The organism is Natronolimnohabitans innermongolicus JCM 12255, from assembly GCF_000337215.1.
Lineage (GTDB): Archaea > Halobacteriota > Halobacteria > Halobacteriales > Natrialbaceae > Natronolimnohabitans > Natronolimnohabitans innermongolicus.
In genome coordinates this window covers 92,381-112,342 of record NZ_AOHZ01000084.1, presented here as the reverse complement: position 1 = coordinate 112,342, position 19,962 = coordinate 92,381, and the positions used below count along the sequence as shown (strand labels likewise).

At 61.2% G+C, this 19,962-nt stretch carries 12 protein-coding genes and 1 pseudogene; 5 read left to right on the top strand and 8 right to left on the bottom strand.

Translation table 11 applies throughout. The annotated features are described in order from the left end of the window. The first annotated feature begins 32 nt into the window (after positions 1-32). Both C493_RS18045 and C493_RS18040 read left to right on the top strand, forming a co-directional pair. Positions 33-1,025 (top strand): ribonucleotide-diphosphate reductase subunit beta, encoded by a 993-nt coding sequence (locus C493_RS18045; protein ID WP_007260929.1) that lies wholly within the window; start codon positions 33-35, stop codon positions 1,023-1,025. Positions 1,026-2,667: 1,642 nt separating this feature from the next. After that, complete coding sequence (locus C493_RS18040) at positions 2,668-4,014, top strand: orc1/cdc6 family replication initiation protein (protein WP_049889465.1); 1,347 nt, start codon at positions 2,668-2,670, stop codon at positions 4,012-4,014. 399 nt (positions 4,015-4,413) lie between these two features. On the opposite strand, the gene C493_RS18035 is transcribed toward C493_RS18040, so the two are convergent. Continuing rightward, positions 4,414-4,722: a hypothetical protein gene (locus tag C493_RS18035; protein ID WP_007260927.1), complete on the bottom strand. Its 309-nt coding sequence runs from the start codon at positions 4,720-4,722 to the stop codon at positions 4,414-4,416. A 159-nt stretch (positions 4,723-4,881) separates the two neighbouring features. Between C493_RS18035 and C493_RS18030 the strand changes: the two genes are divergently transcribed. Next, positions 4,882-5,565 (top strand): asparaginase domain-containing protein, encoded by a 684-nt coding sequence (locus C493_RS18030; protein ID WP_241430917.1) that lies wholly within the window; start codon positions 4,882-4,884, stop codon positions 5,563-5,565. Here the strand turns inward: C493_RS18030 and C493_RS18025 are convergent. After that, positions 5,519-6,415: pseudogene (locus C493_RS18025) on the bottom strand (polysaccharide deacetylase family protein). The gene C493_RS18030 and the pseudogene C493_RS18025 overlap by 47 nt on opposite strands. 967 nt (positions 6,416-7,382) lie before the next feature. Here C493_RS18025 and C493_RS18015 point away from each other — a divergent pair. After that, on the top strand, positions 7,383-8,540 hold the full coding sequence (locus C493_RS18015; RefSeq protein WP_007260923.1) for an MFS transporter: 1,158 nt from the start codon (positions 7,383-7,385) through the stop codon (positions 8,538-8,540). A 5-nt stretch (positions 8,541-8,545) separates the two neighbouring features. Here C493_RS18015 and C493_RS18010 read toward each other — a convergent pair whose 3' ends face one another. Next, positions 8,546-9,379, bottom strand: a complete 834-nt coding sequence (locus C493_RS18010) for a DUF7504 family protein (protein ID WP_007260922.1) — start codon at positions 9,377-9,379, stop codon at positions 8,546-8,548. A 462-nt stretch (positions 9,380-9,841) separates the two neighbouring features. Between C493_RS18010 and C493_RS18005 the strand changes: the two genes are divergently transcribed. Beyond that, positions 9,842-11,026, top strand: coding sequence for an MFS transporter (locus tag C493_RS18005; RefSeq protein WP_007260921.1), 1,185 nt, complete (start codon positions 9,842-9,844; stop codon positions 11,024-11,026). A gap of 5 nt (positions 11,027-11,031) precedes the next feature. On the opposite strand, the gene C493_RS18000 is transcribed toward C493_RS18005, so the two are convergent. From C493_RS18000 to C493_RS17980, 5 genes are all read right to left on the bottom strand, one after another. Then, on the bottom strand, positions 11,032-11,436 hold the full coding sequence (locus C493_RS18000) for a response regulator (protein ID WP_007260920.1): 405 nt from the start codon (positions 11,434-11,436) through the stop codon (positions 11,032-11,034). A gap of 528 nt (positions 11,437-11,964) precedes the next feature. Continuing rightward, positions 11,965-15,141: a PAS domain S-box protein gene (locus C493_RS17995; protein ID WP_083912440.1), complete on the bottom strand. Its 3,177-nt coding sequence runs from the start codon at positions 15,139-15,141 to the stop codon at positions 11,965-11,967. Between the two features lie 202 nt (positions 15,142-15,343). Next, the gene (locus C493_RS17990) at positions 15,344-17,332 is read right to left on the bottom strand and encodes an archaea-specific SMC-related protein (RefSeq protein ID WP_007260918.1); all 1,989 of its coding nucleotides are present in this window, start codon (positions 17,330-17,332) and stop codon (positions 15,344-15,346) included. Between the two features lie 103 nt (positions 17,333-17,435). Then, positions 17,436-18,077, bottom strand: coding sequence for a rod-determining factor RdfA (gene rdfA, locus C493_RS17985; protein WP_007260917.1), 642 nt, complete (start codon positions 18,075-18,077; stop codon positions 17,436-17,438). A gap of 331 nt (positions 18,078-18,408) precedes the next feature. Then, on the bottom strand, positions 18,409-19,842 hold the full coding sequence (locus tag C493_RS17980; protein WP_007260916.1) for an MATE family efflux transporter: 1,434 nt from the start codon (positions 19,840-19,842) through the stop codon (positions 18,409-18,411). Between the last annotated feature and the right edge of the window lie 120 nt (positions 19,843-19,962).

Sequence of the window (19,962 nt, the reverse complement as noted above, 5' to 3'; positions counted from 1 at the left end):
GCATACACATACAGACATTACTCACTACGACAATGCCAATCATCAACAACGACGCCGAACACGATCCGAACAAGGTCCTTCCGATCGACTACGACTGGGCCCGCGAGTACTACGAAGCGGGGGTGAACAACAATTGGGTTCCCGAAGAAATTCCGATGCAAGACGACGTCACTCAGTGGAACGGTGACGCCCTCTCGGATGCCGAGCGCCAACTCGTTGAGTGGAACCTCGGGTTCTTCTCGACCGCCGAATCCCTGACAGCGAACAATATCGTGCTCGCAGTTTATGACTACGTCACTGCACCCGAATGTCGCCAGTATCTGCTCAGGCAAGCGTACGAAGAAGCCATCCACACGGACACGTTCATTTACTGTTGTGATTCGCTCGGGTTCGAACCCGAGTATCTCTACGGAATGTACAATCGTGTCCCGTCGATACAGGAAAAAGACGAGTTTGTAGTCGACTTGACGCGGGTAATCAACAGGACGGGCTTCACTATCGAAACGGACGAAGATTTACGCAGTTTCCTTCGAGATCTCGTAGGGTTCTACGTAATTATGGAAGGAATATTCTTCTACGCCGGGTTTGCCATGATGCTCGGTCTGAAGCGCCAAAACAAGATGGTTGGCGTTGGGCAACAGTTCGAGTACATCATGCGCGATGAGTCGCTCCACGTTGGGTTCGGGGTCGATCTCATCAATCAGATCCGGATGGAGAATCCCGGTGTGTGGACTGACGAGTTCGGGGCCGAAGTGATTAACTTGATAACAGAAGCCGTCGAGTTGGAGAAAGTCTACGCCTACGAGGCATGTCCTGGTGAAATCCTCGGGATGAGTCCCGAGCAGTTCGCCGAATACGTAGAACACATCGCTGACCGACGACTCGGGCAACTCGACGTACCGGAACAGTACGGGACAGCAAATCCGTTCCCGTGGATGTCCGAGCAGGTTGACTTGAACAAGGAGAAGAACTTCTTCGAGACGCAGGTGACAGAATATCAGAGCGGAGGAAGTCTCGACTGGTAGTCTTCGGGGTTTTCAGTCGGAACGAGTACCCGTTATCGATCACACTCTCACACACATAGCTGTATTTCTTGGCCACGGGTGAGAGCACGTAACAGTACTCCGCGACTACCTCGCCACCCCGTGCTTCGAAAGCGTTCACGGTCGCCAAGGAAAGAAAACCGGCCGTCCTCGAGGGAAACGACCCGGCTGGCGACGGCGTGTTCTATCTGGGCGGCGGTGGTTGGGACGAGAGACGCGTGACATCCGGTTGAGGCGAAGAACGCGTGACGTCCGTTCGCCGACGAGCGGTACCTCGAGACGAGTGAAAGCGTCCGCCACGTGATCGGCGTCGAGATCGGCCGAACAGAACTCGACGGTGTCGGCCTGTCGATCCAACGAGACAGGTGGTCGATCAGTTGTGTGGTCGAACTGATCGACCGTCTCGACCAGACTGGTGTTGTTCGCGAAGCGAACTCCAGCAGTCGAGAAAGGGTTAGGGAAGTCGGAAGTTAGAGCGGTTAGGGAAGTCGGAAGTTAGAGCGGTTAGGGAAGACAGGAGTTAGAGCAGTTGGGAAAGGGTAGAGCAGTCGGAAAAGGAGTAGGGAAGTGAAGGAAAGGAAAAGAAGTTGGGAGAAGATCGGGACAAACCTGAGTGTTCGGTGGGGAAGGAAGTGGGAGGCAAACAGAGAGAAAATAGAACAGCAGGGAGTTGGAACGTCACCCCCTCCCCCCGTGTGCGAAATGAATTCGCTGAGAGTGAGAACGGGTCGGCCGATCGGAAGTGGAGGAAAAGATCGACGGAACTGCCGGGAGAATCGTTGAGGCATTCGTAATCGGCCGAAGCCAGAGATTGTTTAACCTACCTTGGTGTCAGTAGCGGCCCGGTTAGATAGTATCAGAGATTACCATCCGATATCTCATTCTAGGTCCCGCAAGGTCTAGTGCGGTTACTGTTTCTAACCTATAGAAATAAATCTTTCCACTAGGAATGGTTAACTCGAAGAACGCACTATATTGGGTTTACGGTTATCCTATCGTGAGATATCGGCTGTATAAGCAATCTCTGTCACCAAACTACCGCTCACCCCCACCCACTCTCGAGGCCAATTTCATTTCGCACACGGGGGGAGGGTGTTAATGGTGGACGTTACCACCTCACGTATCTACCTCTTGTCTCGCACTATTTGTCTCGCTGTGGCTACTATCGCCGTAGCTCCCAGTACTTCTCCCAGTGTCTGAGCAACCGTGGTTCGGCGACTTGGCTCAACCACATCTCGAGAACGCTACTTCATACTCAAAACGGCCTCTTCCGTGTTTCCCCGGTTGGCGGTCCTCTCACGTACTCTCTCGCCGACGGAATTCGGTGCTCCAGCGTTCCGCGGTGTCCGGCGTCCCCGTGGTAACCCGCCCTGGGGCCAAGCGCTGAATTGGCCAGTCTGAATAGAAGCAGTGATCAGACTGAATACGGTCCAATGATCAGACTGAATACGGTCCAAATTTCATTTCGCACACGGGGTGTCCCGATTCGATTTGACTTTGCCCACGGTTATATTCAATATCTAAATCTATCCCGAGAGAGCCCTTCTCTCGCCCAATATCTCTCTATTTGACCTCGCACACGGTTTCCCACAGTTATTTATGGGACCGCCGCGACTCGGATACTATGACTGATGGCAACGACCAGCAGTCTCTTTCACAGTCTATCAAAGGTCGTTTGCAGGAGGGGGTCCAGAACTCCGTCTTTCGTGATAAGGCGTTACTCGATCCGGATACGGTCATCGACGAGGACAGGATCGTCGGTCGCGACCAGCAACTCGACGATATCATCACGTACCTCCGACCGATCTTACAGGGGAATCGTCCACCGAACATGCTTCTCTACGGGCCGTCCGGTACCGGCAAGTCCCTGATCATCAACGCGGTCTGCGAGCAGGTCGCCGACCTGGCGACCGCACAGGAGCTTCGCTTCGGCGTCGTCCAGATCAACTGTCAGACGATCAAGTCCCACGACCGCGCGGTCTATCGGCTCGTCGAGAACGCGGCGGCCGAAGCCGGCGTCGACGCCAAGATCCCCGAAAGCGGTATTTCGACCGACCAGAAACTCCGTCGCTTCTACGAACTCCTGAGCAAGTACTTCGATTCGGTCATCATCATCCTCGACGAGGTCGACCTCCTCGTCGGCCGCCAGCGCGATCCGAACGACGAACCCGCCTACTCGAAACTCCTCTACCAACTTTCTCGAGCCTCTCAACTCGGACGGATCGAGGGCGACATCTCGGTTGCGGCGCTGACGAACGACCCACGATTCATGGAAAATCTCGACGGTCGAGCCGAGAGTTCGTTTAATCCGCAGGACGTCGTTTTCCCGGACTACGACGCGAATCAGCTGCAGGCGATCCTGGACCGACGTCGCGACGCCTACCACGACGACGTCCTCGAGGACGGGATCATCCCGCTCAGCTCGGCGTTCGCCGCACAGGACCACGGCGACGCCCGCAAGGCGATCGATCTGTTCCGGAAGGCGGGAGAACTCGCCGACCGCCAGGGCGAGGATTCGGTTCGCGAAGCACACGTTCGCGACGCCCAGCGGGAGGCCGAACGCGATCGGACGCTCACCCAGATGCAGGGGCTGTCGACCCAGAAGAAGCTCTCGCTGTACGCGACCGCGATCGTTCCCGTCTACTCCAAGCGAAACCTCAGCGCGGTTCCGAGTACCGTTGCGTTCCGCGTCTACCAGTACATCGCGGACCTCCTGGACGCGGATCAGAAGTCACGCGATTCCTACCTCCGGTATATGACCGAGGCGGAGACCTACAACTTCGTTACCTCCGAGAAGCGAGGCCGCGGCTACGGCAGCGGCGTCCACAAGGAGTACACCTTCGTCGACGATCCGGAGGTCGTCGCGGAGACGCTCCAGACGGATATTCGCCTCGAGGTTATCGAGGAAAACGACGACCTCATTCGATCGGTCGTCAACGCGCAGATCGACGATTTCTTCGAAGGATCGTAGGGGAGGGTCGGTCGTGCCGACGGTCGACCGAGCCAGTATCCAAACGCTATACCCACCAGTAATTTCATTTCGCACACGGGGTGCATTCCGTCCCGAATGTGTGACAATCAACGACCCGAGATTGTATCTCATACACGTGTGAAAACATTCCTCGAGGACGCGTGCGAAATTTCATTTCGCACACGGGGGGTGTCAGTGGAACGCAGCTAATTCATCTCGCACACGGAGGGTCCACTCGAAACCGAGCAAAAATTCATCTCGCACACGGGGTGTCCACTTACAACGGGGAGGAAATTCATCTCGCACACGGGGTCTCTCCGAACCGCCGCCACGAAATTCATCTCGCACACGGGGGGTGTGGAGATCGAGCCTTACCGTGCGTCGTCTCGTCGCTCATAATTACGCTGACCGGGCGGCGGTCACCAACTGCTGTTCGAACTCTTCGATCAGTTCGTTGGCAGCCTCGTCTTCAGTTACGCCGTCTCTCGGTCCATCTACTGGTAGATCGTAGACGGTCACGGCTCCCGTTTCGAGAGCAGTTAATTCGCCCTCGAGACACTCGAGGTTGAGGATCGCGCCGGCGAAGATGACGATCGCGCGGCGCTCGTGGACGTCCAGAAACTGGACCTCGAGACGGTCCAGAACGGCGGTAACGTCGATTGCCGGCGAAAACGTACACCGCTGCGTGACGTCGACGGCTTCACTCATTACGGTAGCATTCGAAACGCAAGATAATAGTTCCTCGCCTCGTTTCGAAAATTGTTCGCTGGTGAAGAACAGTTCTCGTCGGTGTTGACTCGCCGGACAGCGAGCGTTTTGCGTCGTGCTCCCCCGCACTTTTCGATTCTCCCCGTGGTAGCGGCCGGCATGAACGTCACGCTTCTCAGCACGGGCGGCACTATCGCGAGTACCGACGCGGACGGCGGTCCGCGGCCGACGCGGACCGGGGAGGAACTCGTAGAGTCGATCCCCGAACTCGAGTCCCACGCTACGCTCTCGGTTGAAACGCTCGCACAGGCCCCGAGTTTCGAGATGGACGGCGAGACGCTCGAGACGATCGGCCGACGAGTGCGCGAACTCGAGGCCGATTCGACGGTCGACGCCGTCGTTCTCACCCACGGAACGGATACGCTCGAGGAGACGGCCTACTACCTCGACGTTGCCGTCCAGCCCGAGCTTCCGGTCTTTCTGACGGGAGCGCAACGTCGACCGGACGAAGTAAGCTCGGATGGGCCGCACAATCTGTTGACAGCAGTTCGCGGCGTCGAGGCGTTCGTCGAGCGCGACGCCGGTGGAACGTTCGTCGCGTTCAATGGGGAGGTCCACAGCGCTCGAGCGGTCACGAAGGCCCACACGGCTGCACTCGAGGCGTTTCGTTCCCGAACTGTCGGTCCCGTCGCGACCGTCGACAGGGCCGGCGTTTCGATCCACCGATCACCGCAGTGTGAGACTGCACCGGCATATCGATATAGCAATCACTGGTATATCGGGACAACAAACCGTATCAGACGTAGTCGCTCTCGCTCTCGTAGACCGACGGATCGTCTCTGAATTTCTCGGCGACCGTCTCGAGCGTGACGAACTGCGCGTTCTCGTGGCTCTTGACGTACTGGATAAACTCCTCGAACAGCGGAATCGTGTGGGGCAGGCCGTGGATATCCGGGTGGATGGTAAACGTGTAGACGCCGGCCCTGCGGCGATTGTAGAGGTAGTCGAACTGGCGCTCGTAGTACTGCTCTACATTATCTCGGGGTCTTGTAGCCGGCGTGGTAGATCGGCTGCTTGATGAACAGCATCGGCGGGATGTCGTCGCGATACCAGCTAATCGGAATCTCGACGACGTCGGTCTCTTCGCCGTATTGATGCGGCTCCATCCACGTCTCGGGATCCTGTTCGCACTCGATTTTCACCCAGCTGTCGCCCTTGCGCAGCCACCTCGGCTCGAACATCCGCTCCATCAGACTGCTATCGTACAGGAAGCCGTGCGTCTCGACGAGATCCGGCGTGTTCTCGCTGAACTCCCACCAGCTGGCTCGGTGTCCGACGGGCTCGGAGCCGGTTACGTCCTCGATGAGGTCGATCGACACCTCGAGAATCTCGTCTTCTTGCTCCCGCGAGAGGTCGGTCGGGTTCTCGTGGGAGTAGCTGTGGACGCCGAGTTCGTGTCCGTCGGCGGCGACGGCTTCGATCTCGTCGCGAAACGTTTCGACCGTGTGGCTGGGACGTACCACGACGCCTCGATCTCCTGGTCGTCGTAGAGTGCGAGCATCCGCGGAATACCTTCGTTTCCGGCGGCCAGCACTTTCGAGAGATCGGCGGAGGGAGTCTTCTCCTCTGTATGGGCTCAGCCAACCGGCGACACAGTCTGATCGACACCGATTGCAACGTCGACGGTTCCCATAATGCGGCCGTAGCTCTCGCCGACGAGCGCTAAAGCAATGTCTGGCGGACTGACGTGACTGTCTCGAGGCCCAACTGCTCACGAATACGCACTCGGGGCGTCCGTTTCACTTTCACTCCGGTTGGCTCACGTATATCCCGTGGGCGACGGAAACGAGGACGTGAAGGGCGTGGACACGGCTGCGGGTCACGCTTTCGATGCGATCGCCTGCCGGTTAACACCCCCTGTGGCGGCCGCTCCCCACGACCAGTCGACGCCGGTTACGACATCACGATCGATGAACGTCCTGAGACAGCTGTTCCAACGACGTCGAAGCCAGTCCCTCTTCGAGTGTCGTCGCTGCGGGACGAACGTCGACGCCGAGACCGAAACGTGTCCCGTTTGCGAGTCGGCGGAAATCTCTCGATACGATCTCTGACGTTCCGAGCGCGTTGTCTCTCCGTTGGCTCTCGTACGCCCAAAGCGCTATCTGTTAGCTCACGGTTCGAAATCGACGCTACCCTTATTACGAAACCTTCGGTACTAGATCCCGTTCGGGCTCGTCTCGAATCTGCTCGGTGCGGTGATAGCGTACCGGCCGATGCGCAACGCTCTCGCCCGAACGCTCGCTGGTCGAAAACGCCGACGGGTTGGTCGGCGCCGGAACCCCCCGAAACGACAGTGGTGGGCCGATGGGGGAGACGATGGTCGAGTCGGTTGTGCGCTCAACTGCGTGACCATCGGCGGGGTTTTCGAATGTCTCAGTTCGAACAGGTGCTGCCGATACCGACGGTAGCGTTCCCCCGCGGGTGAGCTATTCGACTGCCCCCGAATAAGCGTATCGACTGTCGCTGTCGCTGTCGTATCGCTATCGAACAGATATCGCGAGCGTCTCGGATCCGTTCTTCGCTCGGTCTCTACGACGGACACAGCGTCTCGCGTCCACGACATTCGGAACGTTTGAGACGTCTCAGTTTGAATATCGACCGTGAGCCGTACGCGACTGTTTGCCTCCCTCTGTGGCCTCGTCTTTCTTCTCAACCTCGCCAGAATCATCTTCGCGCCGCTGCTGGACGTGATCATCGCCGAATTCACGATCGGCGAGGCGGCGGCCGGACTCCTCGTTACGCTCGCGTGGATCGGCAGCGCGTCTCCCCGCCTGCCGACCGGCTGGCTGCTGACGAAAGTCCCCAGACACTACGTCGTACTCGGCTCGGGAACGATCCTCGCGGTCGCTTCGGGATTCGCCGCGACCGCGACGACGATCGAACACCTCATGGCCGGTGCCTTCCTGATGGGCATCGCCTCCGGCACCTACTTCGTCTCTGCGAACCCGCTCCTGAGCGAACTGTTTCCGGGTCGCGTCGGACGCATCATGGGCATCCACGGAGCCGCGAGTCAGATCGCCGCGGTGATCGCGGCGCCGCTCGTAACGCTGACGCTGGTCGTCGACTGGCGGCTCTCGCTGTGGCTGATCGCGATCGGTTCGGTCGTCGTGACGGCGTATACGGGTCTCGCCGCGAGACGAACCGAACTCCCGACGGCGGGCGCAGCAGACCGACAGTTCGTCGCCGGCGCGCTCTCCGAGTGGCGGCTGATCGTGACCGCGCTGGCGATCGTCGGCGTAACGTCGTTCGTCTGGCAGGGCGTCTTCAACTTCTACGAACTCTACATGCAGTCGAAGGGACTCTCCACGCGGGCCTCGGGGCTGTTGCTCTCGGTCGTCTTCGCGGCCGGCATCCCCGCGTTCTTCGTCGGCGGCGACTTGGCAGACCGACTGCCGCGCGTTCCGTACCTGCTCGGAATCGTCGCCTGTTTCGCCGCGTCGCTGTTCGTGCTTACGTTCGTCGAGGGAGTGGTCGGACTGATCGCCATCTCGAGCGTCGTCGGGTTCGTCATCCACTCGCTGTTTCCGGCGACGGACACGTTCCTCCTCGATACGCTCCCGGATTCGAGTCGCGGGAGCGCCTACGCAGTTTTTAGCTCCGTCTGGATGCTCACACAGGCGCTGGGGTCGCTCGTTCTCGGCGTTTTCATCGAGCACGGCTACGCCTACGACTCGGTCTTTCGCGTCGCGGCCGTTTTCCTCGCCGTTACGGTCGTCGTCCTCGCGCTTCTCGAGCGTCGAGGTCGATTACCGAACTAACCGGTTCACCCGTCGAGAACGGTCGTACCGGTTCCGTCATCGGAGACGACGGCGTCGAAAAGCGGCGCGAGGACGGTGATCGCTTCGTCGTCGCAGGCGAGCGGATCGAGATGGTAGTGGGCGAGTGCGTCCGCGTCGGCGACCCGCGACGTAAGGCTGTAGAGGAAACTGTACACGTCGTCTAGCCCGACCTCTTCGAGCAACGTCTCGACGGAGCGGAAACACAGAACCGTTACGTACGAATTCGACTGCCACGCGTCGAGTGACTGGACGATTCGGTTGTGAAGCGTCGAGAGGTCCACTGGATCGGAGAGGAGGTCCGCTTCGACCGAACCGGGAAGGGTGACCGACTGGGTGTCGGCCGAGCGCGTGAAATCGGCGAGACTGATGAGCTTCCGATTGACGGGCGGCTCGTGGTCTCGGTGTCGCCACTCGTTGACGACCGCGGAAGCGGTCCGATCGGTCGTCACGCTGAGGACGTTCTCGTGACTGGGTGGATAGGGAAACTGCAGATCCGTACAGGTATCGTCGGCCGTCTCCGATGCGAGCAAGAGTGCGTTCGAAATCGTCCCGTTGGTCGCGTGTATCGACTCGGGATCGCGAAGCAGCATCGATCCGTCGCTGTGGACGGTGATGTGAAATCCCTCGTACTCGAACGAAAGCGAGTACTCGCCCGACGACGACGTCATGCCATCGAGTGCGTCCGGATCGACCGCGGAGTAGAGCGCCGAAAGCTCCCTCGGTCGCACGCCAACGATGGCTGCGATCGCGCTAATCAGTCGCTCGCTCGGCGACTCGTGATCATCGAAAGTGAGGTAGTACGGTGTCTCATAGGCCATCGGCTCGTGCTCACTTCGCAACTCAGCACCAAAAGAATATTTGCTCTCGCCTGACTGTTCCGATCGGACCACTCGAGTCGGATTCGGTTTCCGGAACGACTTCCGACTCGCCCGTCGATGCCATCGACGTCGTCGATACCGTGGCCGATGGGGGTACCGTCTGCCCCTCGAGTGTTGCCGCCATGGAAATAATTATTATTGGTGGGTTGTTATAGCATACCATGGAGGTGACCGCCACGAACCGGACCCCACCGTCGACCGACCTGCGTTGAATCGATCGTGTCCATAGCGCTGCTCCTGCCCGAGAGTAGGGTGTTGTGTTTTCCTCGCGACTGTTGAACCGAGAGCGACGTCGCCGTCGGTTCGAGCGTGTCGTCTCCGTCCCACCTCTGTACCGTCACCGAACTCGACGACCAGTCGTGAAGCAGAACGTTTTCGACCTCGTATCGCCGAGACTGAGTCGTGCGAACTGACCGCGTAGAGCGTCCCGACGGTCGCCGTAGCTGGCTCGTCGCGATTATCGGCGCCGTGGCGATGATCTTTACGTTCGGCACGCCGCTGTCGTACGGTATCTTTCGCGAACCGTTCAGCGACGCCTTCGGTACTGCGCCGATTGCACTCTCCGGCGTCTTCGCGGTCATGCTCTTTACGTTCTTTATCGGCTCCGGGCTGGTCGGCGTCTTCGGAACGCGATACTCGGCTCGAGCGCTGCTGTTCGGCTGTGCCGTCGCGACGGCCGCCCTGGCGCCGTCGCTCTATCTCGTCTCGTCAGCCGTCGGTCTCACGCTCGTCTTCGCGGTCCTCGGGCTAGCCCTCGGGACGGTATTCGTCCTGCTGGCGTCGATCGTCCCGCGCTGGTTCGAGACTCGGCGAGGCGCCGCCACGGGACTGATCTTCGTCGGGAACGGCCTCGGGTTGACCGTCCTTCCGCCGCTCTGGCAGTTCGCATTTACCGAGGTCGGCGTGCGTCGCGGCTTTCTGCTCATCATGTCGGTGACCGCTGGAAGCTTCGTCCTCGCCGCGCTCGTCTGTCGCCGCCCGCGCTGGGCAACTCACTCGAGTGCGGACGCCGCCGAACTCGTGGCGTGGCTCGGTCGACTCGGCGGGACGCGGACGTTCAGGCTGTTGTTCGTCGGTATCGCACTCTCGTTCGCCTGGTACCAACTGCTCGCAGCATACGCCGTCGAACTGTTCGCGACTCGTGGGATGACCGAAGCCGCCGCGTCGGTCGCGTTCGGCTTGATCGGCGGCGTCAGTATCATCTCGCGGATCGGCAGCGGCTACCTCGCCGACGTGATCGGCTCGCGACGAGCGTTTCTGGGATCGCTCGTCTGTGCGGCCGTCGGTATCGCGTTGCTGTTCGTTCCCGCGACGCCCGGGCTCCTCGTCGCCGTGTTCCTCATCGGGCTCGGTCTGGGTGGCTCCGCGACGCTCTACATCCCGCTGCTCATGACCGTATACTCGCCGGAAAAAGACACGGCGGTCGTCGGCATCTTCAACGTGGGAATCGGGTTCACCGCGCTCGCGATGCCACCGCTCGGGACGGCGAGCGTCGCCTACGCCGATGGATTTCACGTCGCGGTCCTCCTGACGCTCGGGGCGACCGTCGGCGGACTCTGGGCCATCACCATCGGGACGGCAGACTGACGCCTTCAACCGTGTCTCGCTCGAGCGAACTCGTCGAGTCGCTTCGCGCTGAGCGGTTTCTCGATGCAGGCGTCGACGTCCGCTTCGACGTCGTCGAGTTTGAGGTCGGCACCCTGCTGTGAGCCCGACAGCACGATCGTCGGAATGTCGCGCAGTCCCTCGTCCAGTTCGCGTAATACCTCTTCGCCGTCCATTCGAGGAAGGTGAAGGTCCAGCAGTATCGCGTCTGGACGTGGTGCGTCTCGATACTCGCCGGTCTGGCGGAGAAACGATAGTGCATCGTCGCCGTCGGAGACGACGTGTAGCGTCGGGTCCTGCTCGGCGTTCTTGAGCAACTCTCTGGTCAGTCGAACGTCGCCGGGGTTGTCCTCTACGAGAAGGATGTCGTCAAATCCGCTTTGAGGACCCATACCCCAGTAGTTGGCGCTGATAGTTTTAAACATTCTGTCTCGATTGGATCTAATTCATCGGCTCGTGAACGATCACTGCCAGTTCGATGGCGATCCGGTCAACAGTGCTGCGAGTAGAACGGACTGTGGATCGAAATCTCTCGCGCATCCCTATACCCAGTTCAGAGCTCCGATTAGGGGACGAACTGTCACAATACAAGTATTTATCTAACGGAAACATTCTGGCTCTATGCGACACAGCCGCTCCGAACGCAACTCAGTATCGCTGGGGCGGTGTATACGGGTAACACGAGCGTAGCGATCACGTGTGGGCCCGTGCAACTCGATCGTCAGTGGAGATGGCTACCCGTCGCTTACTGCACCTATAACTCACAACAACCGATTTCGACGCGCTAATACGACTGCCTCTGACCCATTCTAGTAACTTGCCAAGTGACGCGTCACATACGCGCATTGTTGTTTCCGAGTGTCGGCGACTGGTGGACGCATCCGAACTGCGAGACGACCGCTGAGTCGCGTCCTCCCCCGTCACTCTGACTCGGGTGCTGCGGGGAGGGTAAACGAGACCGTCGTCCCCTCGTCGGGGGCTGACTCGAGCCAGATGTCGCCGCCGTAGTGTTCGACGATTCGCTGGCAGATCGCGAGCCCGATCCCCGTCCCGTCGTGTTCCGACCGCGAGTGGGCGCGCACGAAGACCTCGAAGATTCCGTCGGTGTGTTCCGGATCGATGCCGATCCCGTCGTCTTCGACCGAAAGCCGCCAGTTCCCCCCGTCGCGCTCGGCCGACACGTGGATCCGCGGCGGCTCCGACCCGGCGTACGCGATCGCGTTCGAGAGCACATTCTGGAAGAGCTGGCGGAGTTGGCTCTCGTCGGCGCGGACGCGCGGGAGCGATCCGACCGTGACGACGGCGTCGGTCTCGTCGATCCTGAGTTCGAGGTCCGAACACACCTGCTCGAGGACCTCGTCGACGGCGACCGGCTCGAGTCGGGTCTCCCGACTGTCGACCCGCGAGTACGTAAGCAGGCTGTCGACCATCTCGCGCATTCGATCGGCGCCGTCGACGGCGAACGTAAGAAACTCCGTTCCCTCCTCGTCGAGTGCGTTCTCGTATCGCTTTTCGATCAACCGAAGGTACGACGAGACCATTCGGATCGGCTCTTGCAGATCGTGACTCGCCGCGTAGGCGAATCGCTCGAGCCGTTCGTTCGACGCCTCGAGTCGAGCGATCGTCGTCTCGAGTTCCTGCTGGGACTCCCGGCGCTCGATCGCTTCCGTGAGGATGTTCGCGACGCTCTGAACGAAGTTGACGTCTTCGACCGTCAGCGACCGCTGGTCGGTGGTGTGAGTTTCGAGGATTCCCCAGGGATCGGCGGCCGATCCGATGGTCGTACTGATTCCGCTGTGGACGTCGTGGTCCGTCAGGAGCGGCGACGCTGTGAATCGCGTCTCCGACGGCAGATCCTCGACGACGACGGGTTCCGGCGAGCGGAGCGTGTACCCCGCTTGCGAGTCGCCGGCCGCGGACACGGTCGCCGTACCGACGGTCCCGTCCTCCCAGCCGACGCCCTGTCTGACGTGCAGTTGGTTGGTTTCGGAATCGAGGTCGAGCACACAACAGTACTCGTTTCCGAGGGCGTTAGCGACCCGCTTCGACGTTTCTGTCAGTAGCTCGTCGAGGTCGTCCGTTTCGAGCGCGAGCTGTCCGAGTTCCGCGATGACTTCCTGCTGGTGGGCCCGTTGTTGCAGGCTGTTTCGAGCCGCCTTGCGCTGCGTGATGTCGTTGAGGTAGACCGACTGTCCGGTCGACGAGGGGTGAACGGAGACCTGTAACCAGACGTCCGCCGGTTGGTAGTACTGTTCGTATTCGAGCGACTCGCCGGTCGCCATCGCCTGTCGGTCGAGCGCGGCGAAGTCGGTGTCGGCGAACTCGGGAAACGCCTCCCAGAGGGTCATTTCGAGCAACTCGTCTCGCGACACGCCTGCCAGTTCGGCCACCGCCTCGTTCGCGTAGGTCAGTTTCCAGTCCGTATCGACGGCGTAGAAGGCGTCGTCGATCCGCTCGAGAAGCGCGTCGAGTTCGTTCCGCAGGTCGTCGCGCTGTCGCTCGAGGCGTTTGGCCTGGCGTTTCAACGCCGTCACGTCGGTCGCTGCGACGACGACGTGACGAACCGCTCCGTCGTCGCCGGTAACCGGCGCGGCGTTGATCGAGAGCCACCGCGACTGACGGTCGGTGTCGCCGGTGTCGTCGTCGGTTTCGATCCTGTATTCTCTGTCCGTGACGGCTTCGCCGGTCTCGAGGGCGCGAATCGCCGGGCGTTCGTCGATCGGGACCGCGGTGCCGTCAGCGTCGTAGACGTCGACCTGCTCGAGGATGTGCGACGTCGTGGTCTCGTGGGAACGGCCCAGTATCTCCGCCATATGATCGTTTGCCCGGACGGGCGTCCCGTCCGCGTCGATGACCGCGATTCCGATCGGACTCGTCTCCAGAATGCGGTTGCTCAGGTCTCGTTCGGCTTGCAGTCGCTGCTCGCGTTCGCGCCGGTCGGTCATCTCACGGGTGACCTTCGCGTACCCCTGTAGCGTTCCGTCCTCCCTGATCGGCGTGATGGTGACGGTCGCCCAGAACTGCGAGCCGTCAGCCCGCCGTCGCCATCCCTCGGCCTCGAGGCTGCCCCTCTCGGCAGCGATTTCGAGGTTCCGTTCGGGAACGTCCGAATCACGGTCGTCGTCGGTGTAGAACACCGAGAAGTGCTCGCCGAGGATTTCCTCGCGCTCGTACCCCTTGATAGTCGCCGCGCCTTCGTTCCAGGAGACGACGTGACCGTCCGTATCCAGCCGGAAGATGGCGTACTCTTCGACGGCGTCGACGAGCGAGGCGAACTCCGTCTCTCGTTCCCCGTCGCCCGGTGTGAGCGTTCGGTCGTGCGGACAGCGATAGACGTCGATTCGCCCGCCGGCGTACGGGTCCGATTCGATGGGCCGACGTTGCCACTCGAGTCCGGAGTTGGTGCTGACGTCTTCGCGTTTCGCTTCAGCGAACGCACGGTCACTTTCGCTCCGTTCCGCGAGCAGTTCGCGGATCGACTGCGCGTCTCGGCCGAGCAGTTCGTCGCGGGTGCACGCGGCGTTCGCCACGACCGCGTCGTCGACCCAGGCGACGGTCCCCTCGTCGTCGACGAGGACGATGCAGACGTCCCGACCGTCCGCGTCGTCGCTTCCCTCGCGTTTCACTCGAGTCGACCCGTCTGTAGCGTCACGCGAATCCCGTTTCGCTGGTTTCTCCCGGTCTTCGTCCGTCCGGACGATGCCGACGATTTCGGTGGTGCCGTCCGCGGCCTCGACGACGCGAATTCGAAGCGTACATGCGACGCGGCCACCGTCGGCGGTCTCGAGACCCGCGTCGAGCGCCGATGGCGCTTCTTTATCGTCGCTTTCGGGTCGCGTCCGCGCTGCGTCCTCGAGGCGTTCGACCGTGTCTCCGTCGTGTAGGGCGGAGACGTGCGACCCGAGGAGCGCCTCTCGAGCGTATCCTACCGACTCGAGGAGGGCGTCGTTCGCGCCGACGACGATACCGTCGGCGTCGAGGTGATAGAGGCCGTCGTCGAGCGTGTTGAGGAGAGTCCGCGATCGCCGTCGCACATCCGCCTCCGCCATCCCGTTCGCCCAGAAGGCCGATTTCCCCGGCTGTGGCCCGTCATCCATGGATCCCTAGAATCTTTCGCGTCTGATAAACGCTTGGCTCTGGAGAAACGATTGGTTCACGGAATCTCATCTATTTTAGCTATTCAAAATATTTCACCTATTGCAACTTCTGTACCTATTGTTCTCTTGAGCGCCCTCGAGCGATCGATTCGAGCCGTTCCTTGCCGACGAGCAAATCGATACCGACTGCTGGAGACGACCGTTACGGCGTCGTCGGCGATCCGATCTCCGAGACGACCTCGTGGTCGACGTCGACGGCCTGTGCGTCCTCGTCGAGTAGCGCCACGGTGAGATACGGCACGTAGGACTGGAAGTACTCGATGACCTTCGCGATCCGCTCGGAGTCGATCGCCTCGAGGGAGTCGAGCAGCATGAACGGGACCGTCTCGTAGACCTCGTGGACGAGGTAGCCCGCCAGGGCGAAGACCAGCCCGGTCACCTCGCGTTCGCTCTCGCTCAGGTGGTCGATCGTGTCCTCGTAGGCCGCACCGTCGTCGGTGCTGCGAACGATCTTCAGGTCGAACGACGAGCGCGTGACCTTTCGTCGACCCTCGCGAACCTCGCGGCTCGTGCGATCGATCCAGATCCGGTCGAGGTTCCCGTAGCCGAGCACCTCGAGGAGGTTCTCCATGTGTTCGTTGAACGCCTCGACGGCGTCGGCTTCGATCTGGTCGATCCGCGTCCGCAGATCGGTCAGCTCGTCGGTCACGTCGTCGCGGCGAGCTTCGAGTCCCTCGCGTTCGTCGAGGCGGTCTTCGATGTCGTCGATCTGCTCTTCGATGTTTTCGAGTTCGCGTTGCTTGCGCTCGAGTTCGAACTCGAGCTGGTTGACTTCCTTGTGCTGATCGAGGACGTCGCCGTAGTCTTCGGTCTCGAGGTCGTCGATCTCCGCCTCGAGGTCGTCGATCTCGTCGGTGAGTTCCTCGCGCTCGTCGATCAGGTCGTCGACCCGCTCTTCGCGTCGCTCCATCTCGTCGTCGATCGAGTCGAGACGACGCTGGGTCTGTCGGTACTCGGTTCGGTTCTCGTTGATGGTCGACAGCGTCTCTCGGCGCTCGTCCAGTTCGGTGTTGAGCTCCGAGCGCTCCTCGAGTCGCTCCTGGCGAGCCGTCCGGAGCTGCTCGATCGTCGTCTCGATCTGGTCGCGGGCGACCGACGAGCCACAGGTCCAGCAGGTGACCGTCTCGTCGTCGGCTAAGAGCTGATCCGTCACGTCGCCGTCGCCGTCGCCGCCGTCGTCGCTACTCCCTTCCGGCAGAATCGACTCCTGGCCGCTGAGAAGCTGTTCGTTGAACTGAATCGTGCTCTGGAGCTGGGAGATCTCTTCCGAGAGGTCTGCCTTCTCCGCCTGTAGCGTGTCGATCTCGGCCTCGAGCTTGCTGCGGTCGGTCTCGTCGCCCGTCGAGAGCGACTCGAGTTCCGACTCGACTTCCTCGCGCTCCTCCTCGAGGGCGTCGATGCTCTCGCGTTCGGTCTCGATCCGCTCGCGGACGCGTTCGATCTCCGACCGCGTCTCGCGGAGCTCCTCGAGTTTCGTCTCGAGTTCGGATTGTTCCTCCCGGCGTTCCTCGACGTCGACGTTCGTCTCGTCGAGTTCCTCCTGTGCGGCCTCGAGTTCCTCGCGAAGCTCCTCGAGTTCGTCGTTCAGGCGAGTGCGTTTGGCCTCGAGGTCCGGAAGCCGTCCCTCGAGTTCGTCGAGTTCTTCGAGTTCCTCGTCGATCTGGCGTTTGCGCTGTTCGCAGCGTTCGATTTCGGCTTTGATCGCTTCGGTGTCGACCGGACGCATGATGAGTTCGCGGAGGTCGTCACCGCGTCTGACGGCCCGTCGCGCCTCGTTGGATTCGAGGAGGAACGCGAAGAGATCGGCGAGTTCTGGATCCTCGAGGTAGGGCTCTCCATCGGTGACGATCGTGCCGTTTCGACGTTCGAGCGAGCGTCGGTAAAGATCGTCCCCGAGTTCGAGTTCGGCCTCACCTTCGCTGGCGTCGGCTTTGAGGCTGACTTGATCGCTTCCGAGTGCCGCCATGATCGCCTGCAGCAGCGACGTTCGGTTCGTCGCGTTTCGGCCAGAGAGAACCGTCACTCCCTGTTCGAACGAGACTTTCGCCTCGTCGATTCCACCGATGTTGTCGGCGTACAACGTCGCCTGTGCCGGGGTGTCTCGTTCCGCTGTCTCTAAATCGGTTTTCATACTACCCCGTTCTCGCCGCCTCCAGATATATTTTATCCCTCACACTAGCATCGAAATTTCCGAAGAAAGGAGCTCTCTCGCGGCAGATTACCGCTGTTTCGCCTCAAGCGCCGTCGCGTTCCTGGCAGCCACAGCTTCGCTCCTCGAGCAGCGTTCGAATCGGGTACTCCTGCAGGCAGTCCTCGCAGGTAACGGTCACCGAGACGGTCACGTTGAAATCGCCGATATCGACGACGTCGTTGCGGGTCAACTGCTCGACGGTGTCGGTGGTCACGGCCGCCGTTCGGTTCTGGAGCGCGCCGAGTTTATCGGCGCTTCGCTCGATCCGTTCCTCGTCGCTCGGCGTCTCGAGTTCCGTCTCGAGACAGCCCGTCAGGTGGTTGTACACCGTCTGATGGGAGACGAAGTTCGACTCGACGTCGTCGATCGGAACGCCGTCGCGGCGCAACTCGTTGCGCGTCTGGACCCGCGTCCCGCTGCTGACGTCGTCGTCGGTCAACAGCCGGTACGTGTTCTCCACTTCGCCGTCTTTGGGAATAATATCCGCCTCGTCGAGGGCCGCCTCGAGAACCCGCTGATTGACGTGTGTCGCGAGCTGGCGCGTACTCATCTGGTCGTCACCGTCGCCGGTCCAGTACGCGACCAGGTCGTCGTCGAGGGTCGAGAGGCCGTGCTCCGCTGCGACGCGACCGAGTTTGCACCCACAGGTGGGCTCTACGTCGGCCGATTGGCTTCGATCGGTCACTGTGAACCACTACTATCCGACCGGTAAAAAATGTTCGCATACCGGAGTGGTTTACGCAGGTATGCATGTAATCAGAGGTATCTACTGCCGGTTTTGGGTGGTTTCTGGGTACGTGTACGCGGTCAGTCCCGCTGACGGCCAAAATCGATTGCGCCTGCGACTGCACGCTCGAGTTTATTATCGGTCGGCGCGGTTTTCGATTGCGATGGATCGTGCTATTCTCTCTCAGCGAACGAGTGGGGCTCGCTCGAGCGGGACGGATCTCGGGGTGGTCGGTTTCCGAACCGTCCTCATCGAACGGTGATTCGAAACGGGCGGGGCGCCGGCGGACTCAGTCCGTCGCGCTCTGCGATCGGTCGCGCAGCGACCGGCTGACGTCCCGCCAGGCGCCGCTGTAGTATCGATAGAGCGTGATCGTCGCCGGGATGAACATCTCAGCGACCAGGGAGAGGTACAGCGCGGTGACGCCGAGCGGCGTGACGACGCCGAGATAGGCGATCGGCAGGGCGAAGACGTAGAGCCCGACCAGCGCCGCGTAGAACGGCCAGCGGGTGTCTCCCGCGCCGCGCAGCGCACCCGTAGCCGCCTCGTCGAGGCCGAGGCCGATCGTCGCGACGGCCGTCACGGCGACGAACGTCGCCGCCAGGTCGATGACGTCCGGATCGGTGACGAACAGCCGAGCGATCGGCTCCGCAAAGATGATCACGAGCACGGCCGTGACGACGTACGACAGCAGCGAAAAGCGGATAATCTCGTCGCCGTAGGCCGCCGCGAGATCTTCTTCCTCGCTGCCGATGTGGCGTCCGACGAGGCTGCTCGAGGCGATCGAGAAGCCCCACGAGAGGCTGTTGATCTGGTCTCGAGTCCGGCGGGCGATCTCGTAGCCGGCGACGGCGACGGAGCCGAAGATGGCGGCGATCGCAAGCAGCGGGAACGCGACGGCTGCTCGCGCGATCTGCTGGAATATCAGTGGCGTGCTGACGCTGATCAGCGGCCGCAACAGCGACGGGTCGATTAGCGGTCCCGACGTCGTAAAGCCGACGGGGAGCGCGTCTCGGTTCGGGTAGGGCTTTCCAGCGAGTCCCCAGAAGAGCCCGAGCGTGATCAGCGCGGTCGAGACGGCGGTGCCGATGGCGGCGCCGGCGACGCCCATGCCGAGCCCGAATATCAACACGGCGTTGAGGCCGATGTTGACGGCGGCGCCGCCGCCGCGGATCAACATCGGCGTGAACGTGTCGCCGATGCCGGCGAAGATGCGGCTGGCAACCTTGTTGTAGAACTCGAAGATGATCGCGGGCGCGACGATCAGCAGGTAGGTCGCCCCGTACTGGATCGCGTCGGGATCGCTGCTCATGATCCCGATCAGGAACTCCGCCTGCCAATAAAAGAGGGCGGCGAGGGGAACGGAGAGGGCCGTCGCGATCAGGTAGCTCTGGGTGATCGTCCGGTTGGCTAGACCGATTTCGTCGGCGCCGTAATGTTGGGAGACGAGGCTGATCGAGCCGCCGGAGAGTCCGAGCGAGATGCGGTCGCCGAGCTGCCAGTACGCGTACGCGAACGCGAGACCGGCGATGGCCGACGGTCCGAGGACCAGACCGACCATCGCTACGTCCGCGGTCTGTTTCGACATCCGCGCGAGGCCGGTGACGATACGCGGCCACGCGAGATCGACCGTCGCTCGCAGCCGCGAGCGCTCGATGACGTTCGCACGCTCCAGTAGCCCCGCGAGCGATCGAAGGAAGGCTCTGAGCAACCCAGTTACCATTCATCGATACCTCACGAAGATGCGTAATAACTGTTGGCATATGCGGATCGGTGACGTCGTCCAGCCGTCGGCGTCTTCCCGTCTCTCCGATAGATTTAACCCAGGTCTGGGTGAGTGTGT